The organism is Sphingomonas sp. Leaf339, from assembly GCF_001426195.1.
GTDB lineage: Bacteria > Pseudomonadota > Alphaproteobacteria > Sphingomonadales > Sphingomonadaceae > Sphingomonas.
In genome coordinates, this window is sequence record NZ_LMRS01000001.1 from 891,652 (window position 1) to 908,843 (window position 17,192).

The window sequence follows — 17,192 nt, forward strand, 5'->3', positions numbered from 1 at the left end:
CATCGGGCATGACGGGCATCGAAAGCCCGGAGGCCCATGGACGACCTGTTACAGGAATTCATTGCGGAAACCCGCGAGACGCTTGATGCGATCGCGGGCGAGATCGTGCTGTGGGAGTCGAATCCGACGGACCGCGCGCGCCTCGATGCGATCTTCCGCTTCGTTCATACCGTGAAGGGAAGCTGCGGCTTCCTTGATCTGCCGCGGCTGGGACGACTGGCGCACGCGGCCGAGGATGTGCTGTCCGCCGTGCGCGACGGCACGCGGTCGCCGGGTACCGCGCTCGTCAACGCCGTGCTGGCGATCGTCGACCGGATCGGCGAGTTGACCGAGGCGATCGCGGCAGGGATTCCTCTCGACGACACGACCGAAGACCTGCTGATCGCCGCGCTGGCCGAGGATGCCGCGCCGGTGGCGCCGGCCGCCGTCGGCCCGCAGACGCGAACTGCCAATCGCAGCGTACGGCTGGCGGTCGATCTGCTCGATCAGATGATGGCCGGCATGTCGGACATGGTGCTGGCGCGCAACGAACTCGCCCGCCGCCTGCGCGACCAGCCGATCGATCCACGGGTGGAGGGCGCGCTCGAACGCCTGTCGCTGACCGTCGGCGAGATGCGCGACACGATCACCCGCACCCGGATGCAGCGGATCGAGACGTTGTTCTCCGCGATCCCGCGCATGGTCCGCGATGCCGCCGCGCCGCTCGGCAAGGCCGTGACGCTCGATATCGAGGGTGCCGACGTCGAACTGGACCGCGAGATGATCGAGCTGTTGCGCGACCCGCTGGTTCATATCATCCGCAACGCGGTCGATCATGGCATCGAACTGCCCGCCGATCGCCGGATCGCCGGCAAGCGCGAGAACGGGCGATTGCTGGTGCTGGCGCGCCAGACCGGCAACCAGATCGTGCTGGAAGTGACCGACGACGGTTGTGGCATTGACGTTAATCGACTGGTCGCCAAGGCGATCGCCGCCGGGCGCCGCACCGAGCAACAGGCCGCCGCGATGACCGAGGCGGAACGGCTAGCGCTGGTATTCGAGGCCGGGCTGTCGAGCCGCGATGTCGTGACCGAACTGTCCGGGCGCGGTGTCGGCATGGATGTGGTGCGCGCCAATATCGAACAGATCGGTGGCCGCATCGCGCTGAAGAACCGGCCGGGCGCTGGCTTGACGATCGAGCTGCAGGTACCGCTGACGCTGTCGATCATCCCGACGATCATCGTCGGTGTCGGCGATCAGCGCTTCGCCCTGCCGCGTCAGTCGATCGAGGAGATCGTGGCGCTTCGCGGTCAGGCGGTGCGGATCGATGCGCTGGGCGATGCCAGCGTCGCGACGGTGCGCGGTCGTCGCTTGCCGATGATTACGCTGGGTCGGGTACTGGGGATCGAGGCCGCCGCGCCGACCGCGCTGGTGATCGTCGCGACGCGCGAAGGCGATTATGCGCTGGGGATCGATGCGGTGCTGGATACCGAGGAACTGGTGGTGAAGCCGGTGCCGCCGGCGATCATGGCGACCGGCGTCTATGCGGGGCAAACCCTGCCCGACAGCGGATTGCCACTGCTGCTGCTGGACGGCACCGGGCTGGCGGCGGCGGCGGGCCTGCGCTTTGCACCGTTGGCGATCGCGTCGGAGGAAGAGGAGATCGCCGAGGAGAAGGGCATCGTGGCCTTGCTGTTCGACGATCTGGATGGCCAGCGCCGTGCGCTGCCACTGGCGGCGGTCGACCGCGTCGAGACGGTGTGTGCCTCCGCGATCCGGCGCACCGGTGGGCGGTTGCACCTGTCGCTGGAGGGCGGCGTGATCCCGCTGGTCGCGATGGCGGTGCCGCCGGCGACCGGACAGGTAACACTGCTGCGCCTGACCGACGGCTTTGGCGAACTGGGATACGCGATCGACGACGCGCATGAGATCGTGACGTTGCCGCTGGCGGTGGCGCCGGCACGGGAGCGGCCGGGTATCGTCGGGGTGGTGATGGTTGAGGGCGAGCAGGTCGAACTGGTCGATGCCCACGCGCTATTCGCAGGCGAACTGGCGGCGCCGGGCAGCGGCCCGCTCTGCCTGCTGCAATGCGACGAGTCGGGATGGATGGAGACGTTCCTGCGACCCATGCTGGAGGCATCCGGCTATCGTTGCGCGACGCGGCTGGCCGAGGGTGACCAGATCGCGGTGACGCTGGCGATGGACGATGACGCCGACCGGGTCGATCGCAGCCATCCGGTGGTGCTGCTGCGTCGTCAGCCGGGCTTGTCGGGCGAACCGGGCGTGTATCGATACGATCGTGCGGCGCTGATCGCCGCGGTCGCCGCCGGCATGCAGGTGGCGGCATGAGCGCCCTGTTCCTGATCGCGCAGATCGCCGGTCGCTGGATCGCGGTGCCCGCCGATCAGGTCGATTCGGCGGTCGATATCGGCACGATCGTCGCGGTGCCGCGCGCATCGGCGGCGGTGCGTGGGCTGGCCGCGTTGCGCAGCCGGGTGGTGACGGTGATCGACACGCGTGTCGCGCTGGGTCTTGCCCCTACACCGCTGGCGGGACGCGCGATCATCGCGAAGTTCGACGGGCATTTCTATGCCTTTCTGGTCGATGCGTTCGATGATGTCTTTCCGTTTGATCCGATGCCGTTGTCATCCGGCTTGGCACTGGAGGGCCGGTGGGGCGCCAGCGCGATCGGTATCGTCGAGCGCGACGACGAACCGATGCTGGTGCTGGACCTGGCGGCGCTGGTGCCCGGCGCGCTGGCCGTCGCCGCCTGATCTGCGGCCAACGATCGACCCGGCAACCGATTGATGGGGCTCTGTTAAGCGCCCGCTTACCCTTTGCTGCCACAGTGCGGCTCGTTGTGATGGAAGGCTGTTCGCATGAAGACGTGTCTGGTGGTCGACGACTCAAAGGTGATTCGAAAGGTCGCGCGCCACATCCTCGAGACGTTGGATTTCCAGGTTAGCGAGGCGTGCGACGGGCGAGAGGCACTGGACGCGTGTCTGGTCTCGGCGCCTGACGTGATCCTACTAGACTGGAACATGCCGGTGATGAGCGGCATGGATTTCCTGCGTGCGCTACGCGATTCGTCGATCCCGACGCGGCCCAAGGTCGTGTTCTGCACGACCGAGAACGGCATGGCGTATATCCGTGCCGCGATCGATGCCGGTGCGGACGAATATGTGATGAAGCCGTTCGATCGCGATACGCTGGAAAGCAAGCTGCAGATCGTCGGCGTCGCCTGAAACTCCCACGGGGCTGATCCGGCCATGGCGCTCGCACCCTTGATCGAGGCGGCACTGGCGGTGCGCGTGCTGATCGTGGACGATTCGGTCGTCGCGCGGGTCGTGCTGACCCGGCTGGTGCAGGCGGATGGCCGGTTCGTGGTGGCGGCGGCGGTGGGCACTATCGCGGCGGCACTGCAATTCCTGTCGGAAGAGACGGTCGACATCATCCTGCTCGACGTGGCGTTGCCCGGTGTCGACGGCCTGACCGCGCTGCCGGACATGCTGGCGGCGGGGCGGGGCGCACGGATAGTGATCGTGTCCTCCTCCGCCGGCGATGGCGCGGCGACCACCATTCAGGCGCTGGCGCTGGGCGCGGCCGATACGTTGGAAAAACCGGATGCGAGTGGCCTTTCGTCCGATTTCGGTCGGCGGCTGGTGGATCGGCTGTCGCGATTGTCGGATCGATCGACGCTAGGGCGGACGCCTACGCCGCCGCCAATAGCTGTGACGCCGGTCGCGCCGCCGCCCCGCACTGCCGGGGACGCGTATGATATCGTCGCGATCGGCGCTTCGACGGGGGGCATCCACGCGCTCGGCCAGATGCTGCGTGCGTTGCCGCCGACGTTCCGGTTGCCGGTTCTGGTGACTCAACATCTGCCGGCGTCCTTCATGCCTTATTTCGCGGCGCAGTTGGCGCTGATGGCCGGCCGGCCGTGCGATGTCGCGACCGATCGGCTGCGGATCAGGCCGGGCCGGCTGATCGTGGCGCCGGGCGACGCGCATCTGCGCTGCGTCTCGCTGGGCGACGGCAATGCGGCGGTGCGGCTGAACACGGACCCGGCGGTGAGTGGTTGCCTGCCGTCGGTCGACCCGATGCTGTCCTCATTGGCCGAGGTGTTCGGGCGCCGGCTGATGGCGGTGGTCTTGAGTGGTATGGGGCGCGACGGCGCCGAGGGCGCGCGACGGGTTCGCGCGGCGGGGGGATGCGTGGTGGTACAGGATCAGGCGAGTTCGGTGGTCTGGGGAATGCCGGGTGCGATCGCGATGCAGGGGCTGGCGGATGCGGTGCTGCCCCCCGATGCGATCGGCCGCCTGATCGCCACGCGGCGGCGGCCATGACGGCAGCACTGGCGCCACCCGTTGCGGGTGCGATATCCGGTTCACCATCGGCGATGACCGTGCTGGCGGCGCTGCTGGAGGCGCGGACCGGCCAGCAATTGTCTAGTTACCGGTCGTGGCGGCTGGATACCGCTTTGAAGCCGCTGCTGCGCGCCCGTGGTCTGGACACGCTCGACCAGTTAGTGATGCAGTTGCTCGACGGCACCGATCGGGCGGTCGGCGACCTGATCGTGGATGCGCTGGTGAACGGCGAAAGCTCGTTCTATCGCGACCTGCCGATCTTCGACCAGCTGGCAGAGTCGGTCGTAGCCCATGAGGGGAATGGCCGCCGTGTCCGCATCTGGAGCGCAGGCTGCGCGACGGGGCAGGAGCCGCTGTCGCTGGCGATGCTCTATGCCGAACGACAGGCGGAAACGGGCGCGCCGGTGCCGGAGATCGTCGCCACCGATATCTCCGATACCGCGCTCAACCGCGCGCGGGCGGGACGGTACACACAGTTCGAGATCCAGCGCGGGCTGCCGATCCGGCGGATGATGCGCTGGTTCGACGGCGACGGCGCTGATTGGGTGGCTAAGCCCGAGCTGACGCGGTTGATCCAGTTCCGGCGGCTCAACCTGGTCGGTGATCGGGGGCCGGCGGGCAAGTTCGACGTCGTGCTGTGCCGCAATGTTCTGCTCTACCTGTCGCCGCCGGCCAAGGCGCAGGTCTTCGCCCTGATCGCGGGCGCGCTGAAGCCGGGCGGGATGCTGGTGCTGGGCGCGGGCGAGACGGTGATTGGGCAGACCGGACTGTTCGAGCCGAGCCGCCGCTTTCGCGGGTTTTACGAGCGGACGAAGGTGGAGCGGGAGCGCGACGCGGCCTGATCGCTTGCGAGCGAGCGCATCTTCGGCCACCACGCCCCGATGCGGGAGAACGGCCGGACATGACGATCATCGACACACCGTCCCCCAACTGGGACGAGCGCGCGTTGCCCGTGTCGATGCTGGTGCTCCACTACACCGGCATGCCCGATGCGGAGGGAGCGATCGCCCGGCTGCGCGATCCGGCGGCCAAGGTGTCGTGCCATTATCTGGTCGCCGAGGACGGCACGATCCTGCGCATGGTGGACGAGGACAAGCGCGCCTGGCACGCGGGCCGGTCGCACTGGCGCGAGATCGACGACGTCAACTCCGCCAGCATCGGCATCGAGATCGTCAATCCCGGCCATGACTGGGGGTATCTCCCGTTCCCGGCCGAACAGATGTCGGCGCTGATCCCGCTGATCGCCGAGATCGTCGAGCGCCATCGCATCACGCGCGGCAACGTGGTCGGCCATTCGGACATCGCCCCGGCGCGTAAGCGCGATCCGGGCGAGCTTTTCCCTTGGCACGATCTGGCGCGGCTGCGGCTGGCGCTGCCCCGGCCGACCAAGAATTTGATGGACCCGCACTGGTCGGAGGCGGGGTTCTGCCTGGCGCTGGAGCGGTTCGGTTATGACGTGACGGACCGGATGGCGGCGATCATGGCGTTCCAGCGGCGCTTTCGCCCCGAACTGATCGATGGCGAGATCGATGCCGAATGCCGGATGATCCTGCTGGCGCTGTTGCTGCCGAGGCCGCAGGGCGACGATTGACCCTGTGACGGTTGACCCTGTGACGATTGCGCTTGGCGGGCGACTACCCGCCCGCTAGGGCCTGCCGACGCCAGAGGATCGGGCGACCGCGGGTGGCTTTCGGGCCGCGCGAGGAAAGTCCGGGCTCCACGAAACGACGGTGCCGGGTAACGCCCGGCGGGGGCGACCCCAGGGACAGTGCCACAGAGAGTAGACGGCGACCGCTTCGGCGACGCCCATGTGAAAGGGTGCGGTAAAAGCGCACCGCGCGACCGGTAACGGAAGCGGCATGGTAAACCCCACCGGGAGCAAGACCGAATAGGGATGGCATGGATCGCAAGGTCCGGGGCGTGTTTCCGCCTGCCGTCCGGGTTGGTTGCTGGAGGCGGCGCGCAAGCGTCGTCGTAGAGGAATGGTCGCCCATCCCCTTTGTGGGAGGACAGAACCCGGCTTACAGATCCTCTGGCGTTTCATCGTTCCGCGCGCCACGATGCCGCCGATCAATCGGGATGGGGATTCGCGTGAACAGGGGAATGATCGTCGGCGCCGGGCTGTTGCTCGCGTCGGCCGCCACGGCACAGCAGCCGGCACGAAGCGTGCAGCAGGATTTCGAGGCGGCGACGGCGCTGGACGCCGGCACCGATCACGCCGCCGCGCTGGCCGCGTGGGAGGCACTAGAGAAGCGGACGAAGCCCGGCACGCGTAGCAATGCGATCGTGCTGGTACGCAAGAGCAACGCTCTCATGTTAGTCGGTCGCCGTGACGACGCGGTGGCGGCGGCGCGGGCGGGGCTGGAGAAGCTGCCGGCGACGGATGCGACGCTCATGGGCGACCGGTACGATGCGTACTTCACCATCGGCGGCGTGGCGATGAGCGCGCTGGATTATGCCGGCGCTGCCGCTGCCTTCGCACAGGCCGAAGCCACGGCACCGGCACCGACGCAGAAGCTGAGCGCGCAATTGTGGCTGGTCGAGACGCAGATCTTCACCGACCCGGCGGCCGCAAGCACGACGCTGGGGCGTCTATATGCGCAGGCGGCCACGATGAAGCTGGACAAGTCGGTGACGGCGATGATCCAGCGCCGGCATACGCGGCTGCTGCTCAATCAGGGCGATTTCGCCGGCGCGCGGGCGAGCGCGGTGAAGGCGGTGACGTTGTTGGGTGGCCTGACCACGTCGACCAATCTGCAGGACGTGTCCGCCCGGTCGGACGCGGCGATCGCGCTGTTGCTCTACAAGAACCCGGACGAAGCGCGCCGCTACATGGCGATGACGGGGGCCGGCCGCCTGAGCAAGGGCGAGTTCGATCCGGCATCCGAGATGCGGGCGCCGGATTGCGGTGGCGATGCCGGCCTGAAACCGGACGATGTCGCCGTGGTTGAATTCAGCATCGATCCCGATGGCAGCGTGTCGCGCGCCGCGCCGGTCTATGCCACCGGCAAGGGGCAGGTCGGACTGGCCTTCGCCCGCGCGGTGCGGGGCTGGTCGTGGCAGCCGGACAAGGTCGCATCGATCCCCCCCTTCTATCGATACAATGCGCGGGTCGAGATGCGGTGTTCGACGGCATTCGAGCGGCCGTCGATCGGCAGTTCCCTTGATGCGGCGCTGGAGCAGTGGTTGGCCGGCAAGGGCGCCGCCGTACCCCCGCCGCCCGAGGGAACGCAGGCAGCGGCGCTGCCGCAACAGCGCGCGGCACTGACCGCGGCCGAGAAGGCGTCACCATCCTCGCTGGCGACGCTGGCGGCGGTGTACCGATTGATGAACAACGGCATCGTGTCGCGGGAGGAAACCGCCGAGCTGGCCCGGCGCGGCCTGACGATCGCCACCGCACAGTCGGCGCCGCCGCTGGCGCGGTTGACCTTCGATGTCGCGGCGCGGTCTGGATCGATGACGGACTGGTGGAAACCGGCGGTCGTGCAGCGATTGCTCACCCCCTTGCTGAGCGATCCAGCCTATGCCGTCGATCCCCAGGCGCGCTCGGCCATCCGTCTGTTGATCGCCGACGGGATCGACAATGGCAAGGGTGGCGAGGCGGTGATCGCCACGCTGCGCCCGGTCGCGACCGACAAAGCGCTGGCGGCCAACGATCCGCTGCGCGTCGGGGCGCTGATCCGCATCGCATCGATCGAACAGCGGACCGGGCAGGTGCAGGCGGCGCGCAACACCTTTGCTGATACCGGCCTGTCTGCCAGCCAGTGTGCGATCATGGATGCGCCACCGAAGATGGTGTCGGATATCGGGTCGCGTGCCTTTCCGATGGAGGCGATGCGCTGGGGCTTCGAGGGGTGGACGGTGACACAGTTCGACGTCAGCGCCGATGGCCGCAGCGAGCACACGCGGGCGTTGCTCAGCTATCCGCCCTTCATCTTTTCGGAGGCTGGTTCGAAGTTCTTCGACACGGCGAAATTCGCCAAGACCTATCGACCCGATGGCGGACTGGGTTGTGGTGGCACCGTACGGCGCGTCGTGTTCCGACTGCCCGGTTGAGCGAACAGACCCGCCGCCTGAACGCGGCGGGTCTGCCTGCGGTCACACGGTCAGCACCGGCTCCGGTCGGCCGACCTGATCCAGCGCGGTGTGACGGTCGATCTCCATCAGCGGTTTTAGCAGGCCGTCGCGGATGTCATAGACCCAGCCGTACAGCGTCAGGTCCTGCCCGCGCGCGAACGCCGCCTGCACGGTGTCGGTACGGGCGAGATTGATGAGCTGATCGCGGACGTTGACCTCAACCAGCCGGTTCACCTGCGCCTCGCCCTCCGGCAGGGCGTGCACCTCGTCGGCATGATCGCACAACGCGGCGTGGGCGGGTTCCAGCCAGCGTTTGACAGGACCGGTGGCGCTGCCGCTCAGCGTCGTCTTGATCCCGCCGCAGCCATGATGGCCGCAGACGATGATGTTTGGCACCGCCAGCACGTCGACGGCGTGCTGCAACGTACTCATCAGGTTCAGGTCTTCGGGATTGACCAGATTGGCGATGTTGCTGTGGATGACCATCCGGCCGGGTAGCGACTGCGTCTTCTGTTCCGGGCTGACGCGGCTGCCGGAACAGCCGATCCACATGAATTCCGGCTTCTGGCCCGCCACGCTGCGGCTGAAGAAATCAGCATTCTCGTCGGTCAGCTCGACCGCCCAGGCGCGGTTGGCGAGCAGGAGTTGCTTGGACTGTTTCATACCAACCGGACCCCGGAAACAGGCGCGTCGATCAACGGCGCGCTGCGATCGGCGATGTCGCCGCGCACGACGACGCCGATGCCGCGATAGTGTGCGTTCTTGATGAAGGCGTTGATGATGTCGATATTGTCGAGATCGACATAGCTGGTCGAGGTCAGGTCGATCATCACGTTCGCGCCGTCCGGCACCAGCCCCAACCGCTTCTGCAATTCATATTTGTGGATGAAGTACAGGTTGCGACGAGCGCGGATCAGCCAGTCGTCACCGTCATGCGCCACCGTGATCGCGGTGCGGAAATTGCGTCCGATCACGAAGACGAAGCCGACGACCATGCCGATCATGATCCCCTCCAGCAGGTCGGTGAACAGGATCGCGACGACGGTAACGACCAGCGGCACGAACTGCGTCCAGCCCTGTTTGAAGCGGGCTATATACAGCTTGGGCTTGGTCAGCTTGTACCCCGTCGCGATCAGCACGGCGGCCAGCGCCGACAGCGGAATCAGGTTCAGGATCGCCGGGATCAGCGCGACCGACAGCAACAGCCAGGTGCCGTGCAGGATCGTCGACAGCTTGCTGTCGGCGCCCGCATCGACGTTGGCGGAGGATCGAACGATGACCGAGGTAACCGGCAGGCCACCGATCAGGCCGGACACGATGTTGCCGCCGCCCTGCGCCATCAATTCCCAGTTCTTGTCGGTGGTGCGGCGCTTCGGGTCGATCTCGTCCACCGCCTTCACGCTCAGCAGTGATTCCAGGCTGGCGACGATCGCGAGCGTGGCGGCGGTGCTCCATACCGCGCCGGTGCCGATGGCGGTGAAGTCGGGCAGGCTGAACAGCGCGATGAATTCCGACGGATTAGCGGCCCTGGGCACCTGAACAAGATGCTTCGCGGTGAGTTGCCACTCGGGCTTCACCGCACCGAGCAGCGCGTTGCCGAACACGCCGATCAACACGACGACCAACGGCCCCGGCACGAACCGCAACGGCCCCTTGTTCGGCCGGGCGGCATCCCACCAGAACAGGAACGCGAGCGACACCAGCGCGATGATCGTGGCGCCCGGCGTGATGCTGCCGGTCAGGCTTTCCGCGATGCGTGAGAAGGTGTTGACGCCGGCCTCGGTACTGAATTCGAAAATGCCCTCAGCCTCGGCATCGAAACCGACGGCGTGGGGAATCTGCTTCAGGATCAGGATCAGGCCGATCGCCGCCAGCATGCCGGTGATGACGGACGAGGGGACGAATTCGGCCAGGATACCGGCCTTGGTGAACGAGAACCCCAACTGAAGCACGCCGGCCAGCATCACCGCCAGCGTGAATACCTGGTAGGAGGGCAGGCTTTCGATCGCGGTGAGGACGATCACCGTCAGGCCCGCCGCCGGCCCCGACACCGAAAGAGAGGATCGCGACAGGGCGCCGACGACGATGCCGCCGACGATCCCGGCGATCACGCCGGAAAAGAGCGGGGCGCCGGAGGCTAACGCCACCCCAAGGCATAGCGGCAGCGCGACGAGCGCCACCACGATGGAAGCCGGTACGTCAGTACGGGCGGTGGCCAGCAAGGATTTCGAGGACGGCACCAGGGCTCCTGTCGCTAAGGTGTCGAAGCCAATGTCCGTATCGGACATGAACTTAACATGACATATCTGTCATCTGCCTCGTCGCATAGATCACGATTGCAGCCCGTGCAACGGCGAAGGGCCGAAACGACCGTATCGAGGTTGCGTCGCGGCATTGGACGCCTATGTCGGCAGGCTATGGCGTATCGCCCGACACGATCCAACGACTGGGGCTTTCCCCGATGGCGCGGTTACAGCGCTGGCCGCGAGGCGGAAACCGTGCGCCTGTGCGACCGCCATGGCTGTAAGGAACCGGGCAATTGCCCCGCGCCGAAATCGCCCAATAATCCCGATCGCTGGTGGTTCTGCCAGACCCACGCCGGCGAGTACAATCGTGGCTGGGACTATTTCGAGGGCCTGTCAGCGGAAGAAGCGGCCGCGCGCGAGGCGGACGAATCGGGGACGGCAGCCGGATACGAGCGGTCACGCCATTACGCCTGGAGTGGCCCGGGCGACGGTAGCCGGTCTCGCGACGAGCTCCGCGCGCTGACCGCGTTGGGGCTGGAGGAAGAGGCCGGTTTCGAGGAAATCCGGGGCGCGTGGCGCAAGCTCGCCAAGGAGAACCATCCTGACGTGCGGCCGGGCGACCCCGATGCCGCCGTCCGCTTCCAGGCGGTACAGGCCGCGTATGAAGTGCTCCGCGCCGCCGAAGAGCGTCGGACCGCGGCGTGATCCGCATCGCCAAGAGCCGCTGGCGCGGCGTCGTGCTGGTCTGCGGAAAATGTTCGAAGAAAGTGTCTGGCGGGTTCGGCGATGACGGCCGCACATCGCTGGCCAAGGTACTGCGCCAGCGCGCAGGCAAGGGGCGGAAGGCTGATTTCGGGGTTATCGAGACGAAATGCCTGAAGCTGTGTCCCAAGCGCGCGGTGGCGGTGGTCAGTGCGGCGCGGCCAGCGGCGTGGCTGGTGGTCGATCCGGGTGAGTCGGTCGATGCCGTGGTGACGCAACTGGGGTTTGCCGACCGCGTGGATTAGCCGTCCGCTAATTTGCTCTGTTCTCCGGTCTCCGCTGGGGAACGTTGGGCAACGGCTACTTTGCGTAGCGCGCGGCCGTTTCACGGATCAGCGCGATCATGTTCGGAATGCCCTGCGTTCGGTTCGAGCTCAACTGCCGGCTGAGTTCGAACGGCGCCAGTTCCTCTGCCACGTCCGTCTTCAGGATCGCCGTGGGTTGCCGGTCCTGCACCGCGATCAGAACCAGAGCGATGATACCCTTGGTGATCGCGGCGTTCGAGTCGGCCAGAAAGTGCAGCGTGCCGTCGTCGGCGCGGGTCGGATAGACCCAGACGGAGGCGGAGCAGCCGCGGACCAGCGTCGCATCGGTCTTCAGCGCGTCCGGCATCGGTTCCAGCGCCTTGCCCAGATCGATCAGCAACCGATAGCGGTCGTCGGCGTCGAGAAAGTCGTATTCGTCGTGGATGTCGGAAAGGCTGGGGGCGGTGCTGGACATGGCCGGCGGGTAGCGGCTTGCGTCATCCGCGACAACTGCCAGGCGGAGTCGATCCCTTAGAGATCGACACCGGCCGCGATCGCTTCCAGCTTCTTGATCCGCTCGCGCAGGTCGGCGATCTCGATGCGGGCGCCGGCGGTGGGCAGGGGGGCGTGGCCGCCCTGGTCCATCTCGTTGCGCTTCAACTGCAACCAGCCGCGCCAGCCTGCAAGGCCGCCCGCCACGATCATGCCCAAGCCGGTCAGGCCCGCCAGCGACAGGGTAACGGTGGTGAATGGATCGATCATGACCCGCCTCCTTCTAGCGGTCGCGCAGCCGCTCGATCTCGCGATCGAGACCCAGGCTGCCATGGTTGTCGGTGATGACGCGTTCCAGCACGGCAACGCGTTCCTTCAGTTGCCGCATCTCTTCCTGCGTGCGTAATGCGTCGGCATTCTGCGTTGCATCGTTTTCCCGCCGATCGGTCCACTTGTATCGTTGTGATAACAGCCTGGTCGCCATCACCATGAAGACGATTGCGACGACCATGGAAAAGGGATTCATATTCGTTACTCCCTGAATTGACGCCGGTTAGCCCAGCTTGATCGTTTTCGGCTGATCCCGGCGCAGTCGTTCGATTTCGTCGGACAGGTCCATACCCCGATCGGTGACGATGCGTTCCAGCACCCGGACCCGCTGTTCGAGCCGTTCCGTCTGGGCGGCATATTGCGCCGCCTTTTCGGCCACCATGCTTGCTTCCAATTCCATCCGCCGATGTTGGTACGCAAACCACGGTTTGACGAAGACACCGCCGATGATGGCGAGCAGGCCGCAGGATATGCCGAGGATGGGAATGAGTAAGGGTGACATCGTCTGACCCTCAGTTCGGATGGCTGCGAAGGCGATCGATCTCGTGGCTCAGCAGATTGCCGCTGTCGGTCACGATCCGTTCGACGACGACCAGCCGGTCCTTCATCGATCCCACTTCGGCCCGCAGCTGGGCATTCTCTTGACTGAGCAGCTTGATCCGCTCGGCGGTCTCCTGATCCTTGCGGGGATAGATCGCCTGACCCCAGGCGCCGTCCAGCGGATAGCCGTTCTTGATCCGCATCCAGGTGGTCAGCACCCAGCCACCGATACCGGACAGTCCCAGAATGACCGCGACGGGGACGAAAGCATCAAAGGGGAATGGCATAATGGCGTCTCCGTTCAGCGCAATGCGTCGATGTCGCGGGCAGTGCGTTCGGCGGGGTCGGTGGCGATGCGTTCCAGCACCGCGATCCGCTCCTCCAGCCGGCTGACTTTGCCCACCAGCTTTTCATTCTCGTTCACGAGCAGCTTCATGTGCCGGCGCGCCTCGGGGTCATCGGTGTTGCCCCAGTCGTCGCTCGGCGCATAGCCGTGCTTGGCGCGTATCCAGTTGTTCACGACCCATCCGCCGGTCGACATGGCGATGATCGCCAGCACGAAGAACGGTCCACCCCAGTCCATCGTCTTTCTCCCTGATCTCGTTGTGGTTCGCCGTGGGGCGAAGGGTCAGCGCAGCGCGTCGATCTCGTTGGCGAGCGCGGTATTGCGGCTGGTGTAATGGGTTTCCATGTCGGCCAGCCGGCGATCGATATCGCGCAGTTTCGACCGGACCTCGGCGCTCGACCGCTTGGGGTTCGAGCGGACACCCTGCCAGAACCTGGCGTCGTCGGCTGTGTCGTAAAGGCCGATCGGCTTCGGATCGACGATCCAGGCCGTCACCATATAGGCGATCACCAGCCACCATTGTTGCGCGACGATCGTCATGCCGGCCACGCCCAGGCGGACCCAGAGCACATCGATCCCGGTGTAATCGGCGATCCCGGCGCAGACGCCTTTCCACTTGGCTTCCTGCTTGTTCAGATAGAATTGGGTACGGGCAGCCATCTCAGTTGCTCCGATCGAAATTGGGGTTGCGGTTGATCTGATACTGTGTCGGCGTCTGCGGTGCGTTCAGGCCCGGCTTCCAGTCGGGATTGTCGGCGGCCACGATCCGTTCGACGGTGTTCAGGCGGTCTTCCAGACGGCGGGCGAGATTGTACATCTCGTCCAGCATCCGCTCGTCTTCCTCGGTGATCTTCGGCGCAGCACGCCATTTCGTCACGTAATGGAGGATGATCCAGGGTAGGCCGACAAGGGCGGCGAGAATGGCTACCAAGCCTTCGATATCCATGTCAGCCCTCCGACTTGTTCAGGCGCGCCTTCAGCGCGGCCAGATCGGCGTCGACGCGGTCGCTCTGGCGAAGCTCGGCGATCTCGTCTTCCAGGCTCTTGCTGACACCCAGGCCCATCGCCTCGGCGCGGCCCTCCGCCTCGTCGGCGCGGCGTTCCAGTTCGCCGAAGCGGCTGAATGCCTCCTGCGTCTTGGGGCCGGCATAGGCATCGCGCAGGCGATAGCGATTGTTGGCGCTTTCCAGCCGGGTCTGGATCGTCGACTGCTTGTTGCGCGCCTCGCGCAGGCGACCCTGCAGTTTGGCGATGTCCTCTTCCGATGCGCGCAGGCCGTCGTCCAGCACCTGCACCTCCGCCTTCAGCTGCTCGGCCATGTCGGCCGCCTTCTGGCGTTCCATCAGCGCGGCCTTGGCCAGGTCCTCGCGGTCCTTCGACAGGGCCAGTTCCGCCTTTTCGGTCCAGTTGGCCTGCAACTGATCCAGCTTGGCGATGTGCCGACGCATTTCCTTCTGGTCGGCGATGGTGCGGGCGGCCGAGGCGCGGACCTCGACCAGCGTCTCTTCCATCTCAAGGATGATCATCCGGATCATCTTCGCCGGATCTTCGGCCTTATCGAGCAGGTCGGCGAAGTTGGCGGCGACGATGTCGCGGGTGCGGCTGAATATTCCCATCATGAACTCCTGAGGGGCGGAAATGGCGTTCACGCCCTTATGCCACGAACCGGGTCGCCGTGGCGACTGCCGCACCCGATTTCATCGAGCCGTCATTCGCCGCCGCCGGACCGACGGCGGCGAGCACGCAGGTGGCGCTCATGACGACGGTGAGGGCGAGGGCGGCGAACTTGTGGGTCAGGTCGTTGAACATCATTGCCTCCGTATCTGGTTGGCCGCGCTGTCGGCGGGATATCTGATGCTTTGCAGGGGCCGTGCCAGTTTTGAAAAACGTGGAAAAACAGCGGCTAACGCGATTTCTGGCGCGTTGGTTGATGTGGCGGGTTGCGCAAACTTGGTATTTTGCGCCAAACATTGGCGATGGAACGGGCTAGCCAGGTCATCGGTCAGTCGGGGGCGTTCCTCGATGCCCTCGAACGTGCGAGCCGCGCGGCCGCGCTCGATCGCCCCGTGCTGGTCATTGGCGAACGCGGGACGGGCAAGGAACTGGTCGCCGAGCGACTCCATCGCCTCAGCCAGCGCTGGGACCATCCGCTGGTCATCATGAACTGCGCGGCGCTGCCCGAGACGCTGATCGAGGCGGAGTTGTTTGGGCACGAGGCGGGGGCCTTCACCGGTGCCACCAAGGCACGAGTCGGACGTTTCGAAGAGGCGGACGGCGGCACCCTGTTCCTCGACGAGCTAGGCACGCTGTCGATGGCGGCGCAGGAACGCCTGCTGCGCGCGGTGGAATATGGCGAGATCACGCGGATCGGATCGTCGCGCCCGATGCGGGTCGATGTCCGCATCGTTGCCGCGACCAACGAACACTTGCCCGACAAGGTGGACCATCACGAGTTTCGCGCCGACCTGCTCGACCGGCTATCGTTCGAGGTCGTAACATTGCCGCCGTTGCGCAGCCGTGCGGGCGACATTCATGTGCTGGCGGATCACTTCGGGCGGCGGATGGCGGCGGAACTTGGGCGGGAGCGTTGGCCAGGATTTGGCCCGGTCGCGGTGGATCAGTTGCTGAAGCATCGCTGGCCCGGCAACGTCCGCGAATTGCGCAACGTGGTGGAGCGGGCGGTGTATCGCTGGGAACATGGCGGGCCAATCGATTCGATCGAGATCGATCCGTTCGCGTCTCCCTACCGCCCGCAATCGCGAGGCCCTGCGATGCCACGCGCCGAGGCAAGCGTCATGGCAGGGGCGGGGACGGACCAGCCGGTGCAGGACGACGAGGTGACGGCGTGCGAGGTCGGGCCATCCGATTTCAAATCCCGCGTGGCCCTGTTCGAGCGCGACCTGCTGACGCGAAGTCTGGCGGAAAACCGCTTCAACCAGCGCCAGACCGCCGATGCGCTGGGCCTGTCCTACGACCAGCTTCGCCATGCGCTGCGCCGTCACGATCTGATCGGAACGGTTGCGTAACGCACGCCGGGGGACCAATTGAGCGTGGCGTGCGTTTCTCGCACCGTCTCATTCAGGCTCAATCAGGAGAAGCCCCATGGCGTTCGAACTGCCGCCCCTTCCTTATGACTATGACGCGCTGGAGCCGACGATCTCGAAGGAGACGATGACGTTCCACCACGACAAGCACCACGCCGCCTATACCAACAAGCTGAACGAGTTCGTTGCCGCCGATTCGAAGCTGGAAGGCAAGACGATCGAGAACATCCTTGGCATGATCTCGACGCTGCCGGCCGGTATCCGCAACAACGGCGGCGGCTTCTGGAACCACGACTTCTTCTGGAACACCATGAAGAAGGGTGGCGGCGCGCCATCGGGCAAGCTGGCCGAGGCGATCGACCGCGATTTTGGCGGGCTCGACAAGCTGAAGGAAGAATTCAACACAAAGGGCGCGGGCCAGTTCGGTTCCGGCTGGGCATGGCTGATCGCCGATGCGAGCGGAAAGCTGAAGGTCACGTCGACCCCCAATCAGGACAACCCCCTGATGGACGACGCCAAGGAGCCGGGCACGCCGCTGCTGGGCAACGACGTGTGGGAGCATGCCTATTACCTGACGTACATGAACGACCGGCCGGGTTATCTGAAGGCATGGTGGGACGTGGTCGACTGGGACAAGGTCGGCGAGCGGTACTACGCAGTAGCGGCATAAACGAACCGACAAACATCTGTCGTCGCCCCAGCGAAGGCTGACGTCTCCCGGTAGTCAGGTACTTACCGATTTCCGGGAGATGCCAACCTTCGCT

23 protein-coding genes and 1 other RNA gene are annotated in these 17,192 nt (G+C 65.8%); 12 read left to right on the plus strand and 12 right to left on the minus strand.

What is annotated here, in order from left to right:
• Nucleotides 1-36 precede the first annotated feature (36 nt).
• The 8 genes from ASG67_RS04170 (at nucleotide 37) to ASG67_RS04200 (ending at nucleotide 8,402) form a co-directional block, all read left to right on the plus strand.
• Nucleotides 37-2,328, plus strand: coding sequence for a chemotaxis protein CheA (locus ASG67_RS04170; RefSeq protein WP_056525554.1), 2,292 nt, complete (start codon nucleotides 37-39; stop codon nucleotides 2,326-2,328).
• The gene (locus ASG67_RS04175) at nucleotides 2,325-2,753 is read left to right on the plus strand and encodes a chemotaxis protein CheW (protein ID WP_056525557.1); all 429 of its coding nucleotides are present in this window, start codon (nucleotides 2,325-2,327) and stop codon (nucleotides 2,751-2,753) included. Before ASG67_RS04170 ends, ASG67_RS04175 begins: the two co-directional genes overlap by 4 nt.
• 105 nt (nucleotides 2,754-2,858) lie before the next feature.
• The gene (locus ASG67_RS04180; protein ID WP_056525560.1) at nucleotides 2,859-3,224 is read left to right on the plus strand and encodes a response regulator; all 366 of its coding nucleotides are present in this window, start codon (nucleotides 2,859-2,861) and stop codon (nucleotides 3,222-3,224) included.
• A gap of 24 nt (nucleotides 3,225-3,248) precedes the next feature.
• On the plus strand, nucleotides 3,249-4,325 hold the full coding sequence (locus tag ASG67_RS04185; RefSeq protein WP_056525563.1) for a chemotaxis protein CheB: 1,077 nt from the start codon (nucleotides 3,249-3,251) through the stop codon (nucleotides 4,323-4,325).
• The gene (locus ASG67_RS04190) at nucleotides 4,322-5,188 is read left to right on the plus strand and encodes a CheR family methyltransferase (RefSeq protein ID WP_235535037.1); all 867 of its coding nucleotides are present in this window, start codon (nucleotides 4,322-4,324) and stop codon (nucleotides 5,186-5,188) included. The genes ASG67_RS04185 and ASG67_RS04190 overlap by 4 nt, the downstream gene beginning before the upstream one ends.
• 59 nt (nucleotides 5,189-5,247) lie before the next feature.
• Complete coding sequence (locus tag ASG67_RS04195; protein WP_056525567.1) at nucleotides 5,248-5,937, plus strand: N-acetylmuramoyl-L-alanine amidase; 690 nt, start codon at nucleotides 5,248-5,250, stop codon at nucleotides 5,935-5,937.
• A gap of 70 nt (nucleotides 5,938-6,007) precedes the next feature.
• Nucleotides 6,008-6,386, plus strand: an RNA gene (gene rnpB / locus ASG67_RS05235) — RNase P RNA component class A.
• Between the two features lie 51 nt (nucleotides 6,387-6,437).
• Nucleotides 6,438-8,402 (plus strand): energy transducer TonB, encoded by a 1,965-nt coding sequence (locus ASG67_RS04200; RefSeq protein ID WP_156460623.1) that lies wholly within the window; start codon nucleotides 6,438-6,440, stop codon nucleotides 8,400-8,402.
• Nucleotides 8,403-8,444: 42 nt separating this feature from the next.
• Here ASG67_RS04200 and ASG67_RS04205 read toward each other — a convergent pair whose 3' ends face one another.
• Together ASG67_RS04205 and ASG67_RS04210 are read right to left on the minus strand one after the other, a co-directional pair.
• A complete protein-coding gene (locus tag ASG67_RS04205) occupies nucleotides 8,445-9,086 on the minus strand; it encodes a carbonic anhydrase (protein ID WP_056525572.1) in 642 nt (213 codons plus the stop codon).
• Entirely contained in the window at nucleotides 9,083-10,663 is a 1,581-nt protein-coding gene (locus ASG67_RS04210; RefSeq protein WP_056526522.1) for a SulP family inorganic anion transporter, read from the minus strand. Before ASG67_RS04210 ends, ASG67_RS04205 begins: the two co-directional genes overlap by 4 nt.
• A 177-nt stretch (nucleotides 10,664-10,840) precedes the next feature.
• On the opposite strand from ASG67_RS04210, the gene ASG67_RS04215 reads away from it, so the two are divergent.
• Together ASG67_RS04215 and ASG67_RS04220 are read left to right on the plus strand one after the other, a co-directional pair.
• Nucleotides 10,841-11,374, plus strand: a complete 534-nt coding sequence (locus tag ASG67_RS04215; RefSeq protein WP_056525575.1) for a J domain-containing protein — start codon at nucleotides 10,841-10,843, stop codon at nucleotides 11,372-11,374.
• Nucleotides 11,371-11,676 (plus strand): hypothetical protein, encoded by a 306-nt coding sequence (locus tag ASG67_RS04220; RefSeq protein WP_056525578.1) that lies wholly within the window; start codon nucleotides 11,371-11,373, stop codon nucleotides 11,674-11,676. The genes ASG67_RS04215 and ASG67_RS04220 overlap by 4 nt, the downstream gene beginning before the upstream one ends.
• A 55-nt stretch (nucleotides 11,677-11,731) precedes the next feature.
• Here ASG67_RS04220 and ASG67_RS04225 read toward each other — a convergent pair whose 3' ends face one another.
• The 10 genes from ASG67_RS04225 to ASG67_RS19155 are packed head-to-tail and all read right to left on the minus strand — an operon-like array spanning nucleotide 11,732 to nucleotide 15,193.
• Nucleotides 11,732-12,151 (minus strand): SufE family protein, encoded by a 420-nt coding sequence (locus tag ASG67_RS04225; protein WP_056525581.1) that lies wholly within the window; start codon nucleotides 12,149-12,151, stop codon nucleotides 11,732-11,734.
• Between the two features lie 56 nt (nucleotides 12,152-12,207).
• On the minus strand, nucleotides 12,208-12,438 hold the full coding sequence (locus ASG67_RS04230) for a hypothetical protein (protein WP_056525585.1): 231 nt from the start codon (nucleotides 12,436-12,438) through the stop codon (nucleotides 12,208-12,210).
• A gap of 13 nt (nucleotides 12,439-12,451) precedes the next feature.
• Nucleotides 12,452-12,694 carry a hypothetical protein gene (locus ASG67_RS04235; protein ID WP_056525588.1) on the minus strand — a complete coding sequence of 81 codons (243 nt, stop codon included), beginning with the start codon at nucleotides 12,692-12,694 and terminating at the stop codon, nucleotides 12,452-12,454.
• Nucleotides 12,695-12,721: 27 nt separating this feature from the next.
• Complete coding sequence (locus ASG67_RS04240) at nucleotides 12,722-13,000, minus strand: hypothetical protein (RefSeq protein ID WP_056525591.1); 279 nt, start codon at nucleotides 12,998-13,000, stop codon at nucleotides 12,722-12,724.
• A 10-nt stretch (nucleotides 13,001-13,010) separates the two neighbouring features.
• Nucleotides 13,011-13,325 carry a hypothetical protein gene (locus tag ASG67_RS04245; protein ID WP_056525593.1) on the minus strand — a complete coding sequence of 105 codons (315 nt, stop codon included), beginning with the start codon at nucleotides 13,323-13,325 and terminating at the stop codon, nucleotides 13,011-13,013.
• A gap of 14 nt (nucleotides 13,326-13,339) precedes the next feature.
• The gene (locus tag ASG67_RS04250; RefSeq protein ID WP_056525596.1) at nucleotides 13,340-13,621 is read right to left on the minus strand and encodes a hypothetical protein; all 282 of its coding nucleotides are present in this window, start codon (nucleotides 13,619-13,621) and stop codon (nucleotides 13,340-13,342) included.
• A 45-nt stretch (nucleotides 13,622-13,666) separates the two neighbouring features.
• Nucleotides 13,667-14,044: an envelope stress response membrane protein PspC gene (gene pspC, locus ASG67_RS04255; RefSeq protein ID WP_056525599.1), complete on the minus strand. Its 378-nt coding sequence runs from the start codon at nucleotides 14,042-14,044 to the stop codon at nucleotides 13,667-13,669.
• 1 nt (nucleotide 14,045) lies between these two features.
• A complete protein-coding gene (gene pspB, locus ASG67_RS04260) occupies nucleotides 14,046-14,330 on the minus strand; it encodes an envelope stress response membrane protein PspB (protein WP_056525602.1) in 285 nt (94 codons plus the stop codon).
• Nucleotide 14,331: 1 nt separating this feature from the next.
• Nucleotides 14,332-15,000: a phage shock protein PspA gene (pspA, locus tag ASG67_RS04265; RefSeq protein ID WP_056526525.1), complete on the minus strand. Its 669-nt coding sequence runs from the start codon at nucleotides 14,998-15,000 to the stop codon at nucleotides 14,332-14,334.
• 37 nt (nucleotides 15,001-15,037) lie between these two features.
• The gene (locus ASG67_RS19155; protein WP_200940709.1) at nucleotides 15,038-15,193 is read right to left on the minus strand and encodes a hypothetical protein; all 156 of its coding nucleotides are present in this window, start codon (nucleotides 15,191-15,193) and stop codon (nucleotides 15,038-15,040) included.
• A gap of 167 nt (nucleotides 15,194-15,360) precedes the next feature.
• Between ASG67_RS19155 and pspF the strand changes: the two genes are divergently transcribed.
• Nucleotides 15,361-16,410, plus strand: coding sequence for a phage shock protein operon transcriptional activator (gene pspF, locus ASG67_RS04270; protein ID WP_056525605.1), 1,050 nt, complete (start codon nucleotides 15,361-15,363; stop codon nucleotides 16,408-16,410).
• 76 nt (nucleotides 16,411-16,486) lie between these two features.
• Nucleotides 16,487-17,098, plus strand: a complete 612-nt coding sequence (locus ASG67_RS04275; protein ID WP_056525607.1) for a superoxide dismutase — start codon at nucleotides 16,487-16,489, stop codon at nucleotides 17,096-17,098.
• Nucleotides 17,099-17,192: the final 94 nt, after the last annotated feature.

What these genes read in the sequence shown, in the direction of transcription:
- ASG67_RS04180 (WP_056525560.1), top strand. Translation starts at nt 2,859, where the DNA reads ATGAAGACGTGTCTGGTGGTCGACGACTCAAAGGTGATTCGAAAGGTC.
- ASG67_RS04235 (WP_056525588.1), bottom strand. Translation starts at nt 12,694, where the DNA reads ATGAATCCCTTTTCCATGGTCGTCGCAATCGTCTTCATGGTGATGGCG.
- ASG67_RS04170 (WP_056525554.1), top strand. Translation starts at nt 37, where the DNA reads ATGGACGACCTGTTACAGGAATTCATTGCGGAAACCCGCGAGACGCTT.
- ASG67_RS04250 (WP_056525596.1), bottom strand. Translation starts at nt 13,621, where the DNA reads ATGGACTGGGGTGGACCGTTCTTCGTGCTGGCGATCATCGCCATGTCG.
- pspB (WP_056525602.1), bottom strand. Translation starts at nt 14,330, where the DNA reads ATGGATATCGAAGGCTTGGTAGCCATTCTCGCCGCCCTTGTCGGCCTA.
- ASG67_RS04240 (WP_056525591.1), bottom strand. Translation starts at nt 13,000, where the DNA reads ATGTCACCCTTACTCATTCCCATCCTCGGCATATCCTGCGGCCTGCTC.
- ASG67_RS04230 (WP_056525585.1), bottom strand. Translation starts at nt 12,438, where the DNA reads ATGATCGATCCATTCACCACCGTTACCCTGTCGCTGGCGGGCCTGACC.
- ASG67_RS19155 (WP_200940709.1), bottom strand. Translation starts at nt 15,193, where the DNA reads ATGTTCAACGACCTGACCCACAAGTTCGCCGCCCTCGCCCTCACCGTC.
- ASG67_RS04215 (WP_056525575.1), top strand. Translation starts at nt 10,841, where the DNA reads ATGGCGTATCGCCCGACACGATCCAACGACTGGGGCTTTCCCCGATGG.
- ASG67_RS04205 (WP_056525572.1), bottom strand. Translation starts at nt 9,086, where the DNA reads ATGAAACAGTCCAAGCAACTCCTGCTCGCCAACCGCGCCTGGGCGGTC.
- ASG67_RS04245 (WP_056525593.1), bottom strand. Translation starts at nt 13,325, where the DNA reads ATGCCATTCCCCTTTGATGCTTTCGTCCCCGTCGCGGTCATTCTGGGA.
- pspC (WP_056525599.1), bottom strand. Translation starts at nt 14,044, where the DNA reads ATGGCTGCCCGTACCCAATTCTATCTGAACAAGCAGGAAGCCAAGTGG.
- pspF (WP_056525605.1), top strand. Translation starts at nt 15,361, where the DNA reads ATGGAACGGGCTAGCCAGGTCATCGGTCAGTCGGGGGCGTTCCTCGAT.
- ASG67_RS04225 (WP_056525581.1), bottom strand. Translation starts at nt 12,151, where the DNA reads ATGTCCAGCACCGCCCCCAGCCTTTCCGACATCCACGACGAATACGAC.
- ASG67_RS04195 (WP_056525567.1), top strand. Translation starts at nt 5,248, where the DNA reads ATGACGATCATCGACACACCGTCCCCCAACTGGGACGAGCGCGCGTTG.
- ASG67_RS04185 (WP_056525563.1), top strand. Translation starts at nt 3,249, where the DNA reads ATGGCGCTCGCACCCTTGATCGAGGCGGCACTGGCGGTGCGCGTGCTG.
- pspA (WP_056526525.1), bottom strand. Translation starts at nt 15,000, where the DNA reads ATGGGAATATTCAGCCGCACCCGCGACATCGTCGCCGCCAACTTCGCC.
- ASG67_RS04175 (WP_056525557.1), top strand. Translation starts at nt 2,325, where the DNA reads ATGAGCGCCCTGTTCCTGATCGCGCAGATCGCCGGTCGCTGGATCGCG.
- ASG67_RS04190 (WP_235535037.1), top strand. Translation starts at nt 4,322, where the DNA reads ATGACGGCAGCACTGGCGCCACCCGTTGCGGGTGCGATATCCGGTTCA.
- ASG67_RS04275 (WP_056525607.1), top strand. Translation starts at nt 16,487, where the DNA reads ATGGCGTTCGAACTGCCGCCCCTTCCTTATGACTATGACGCGCTGGAG.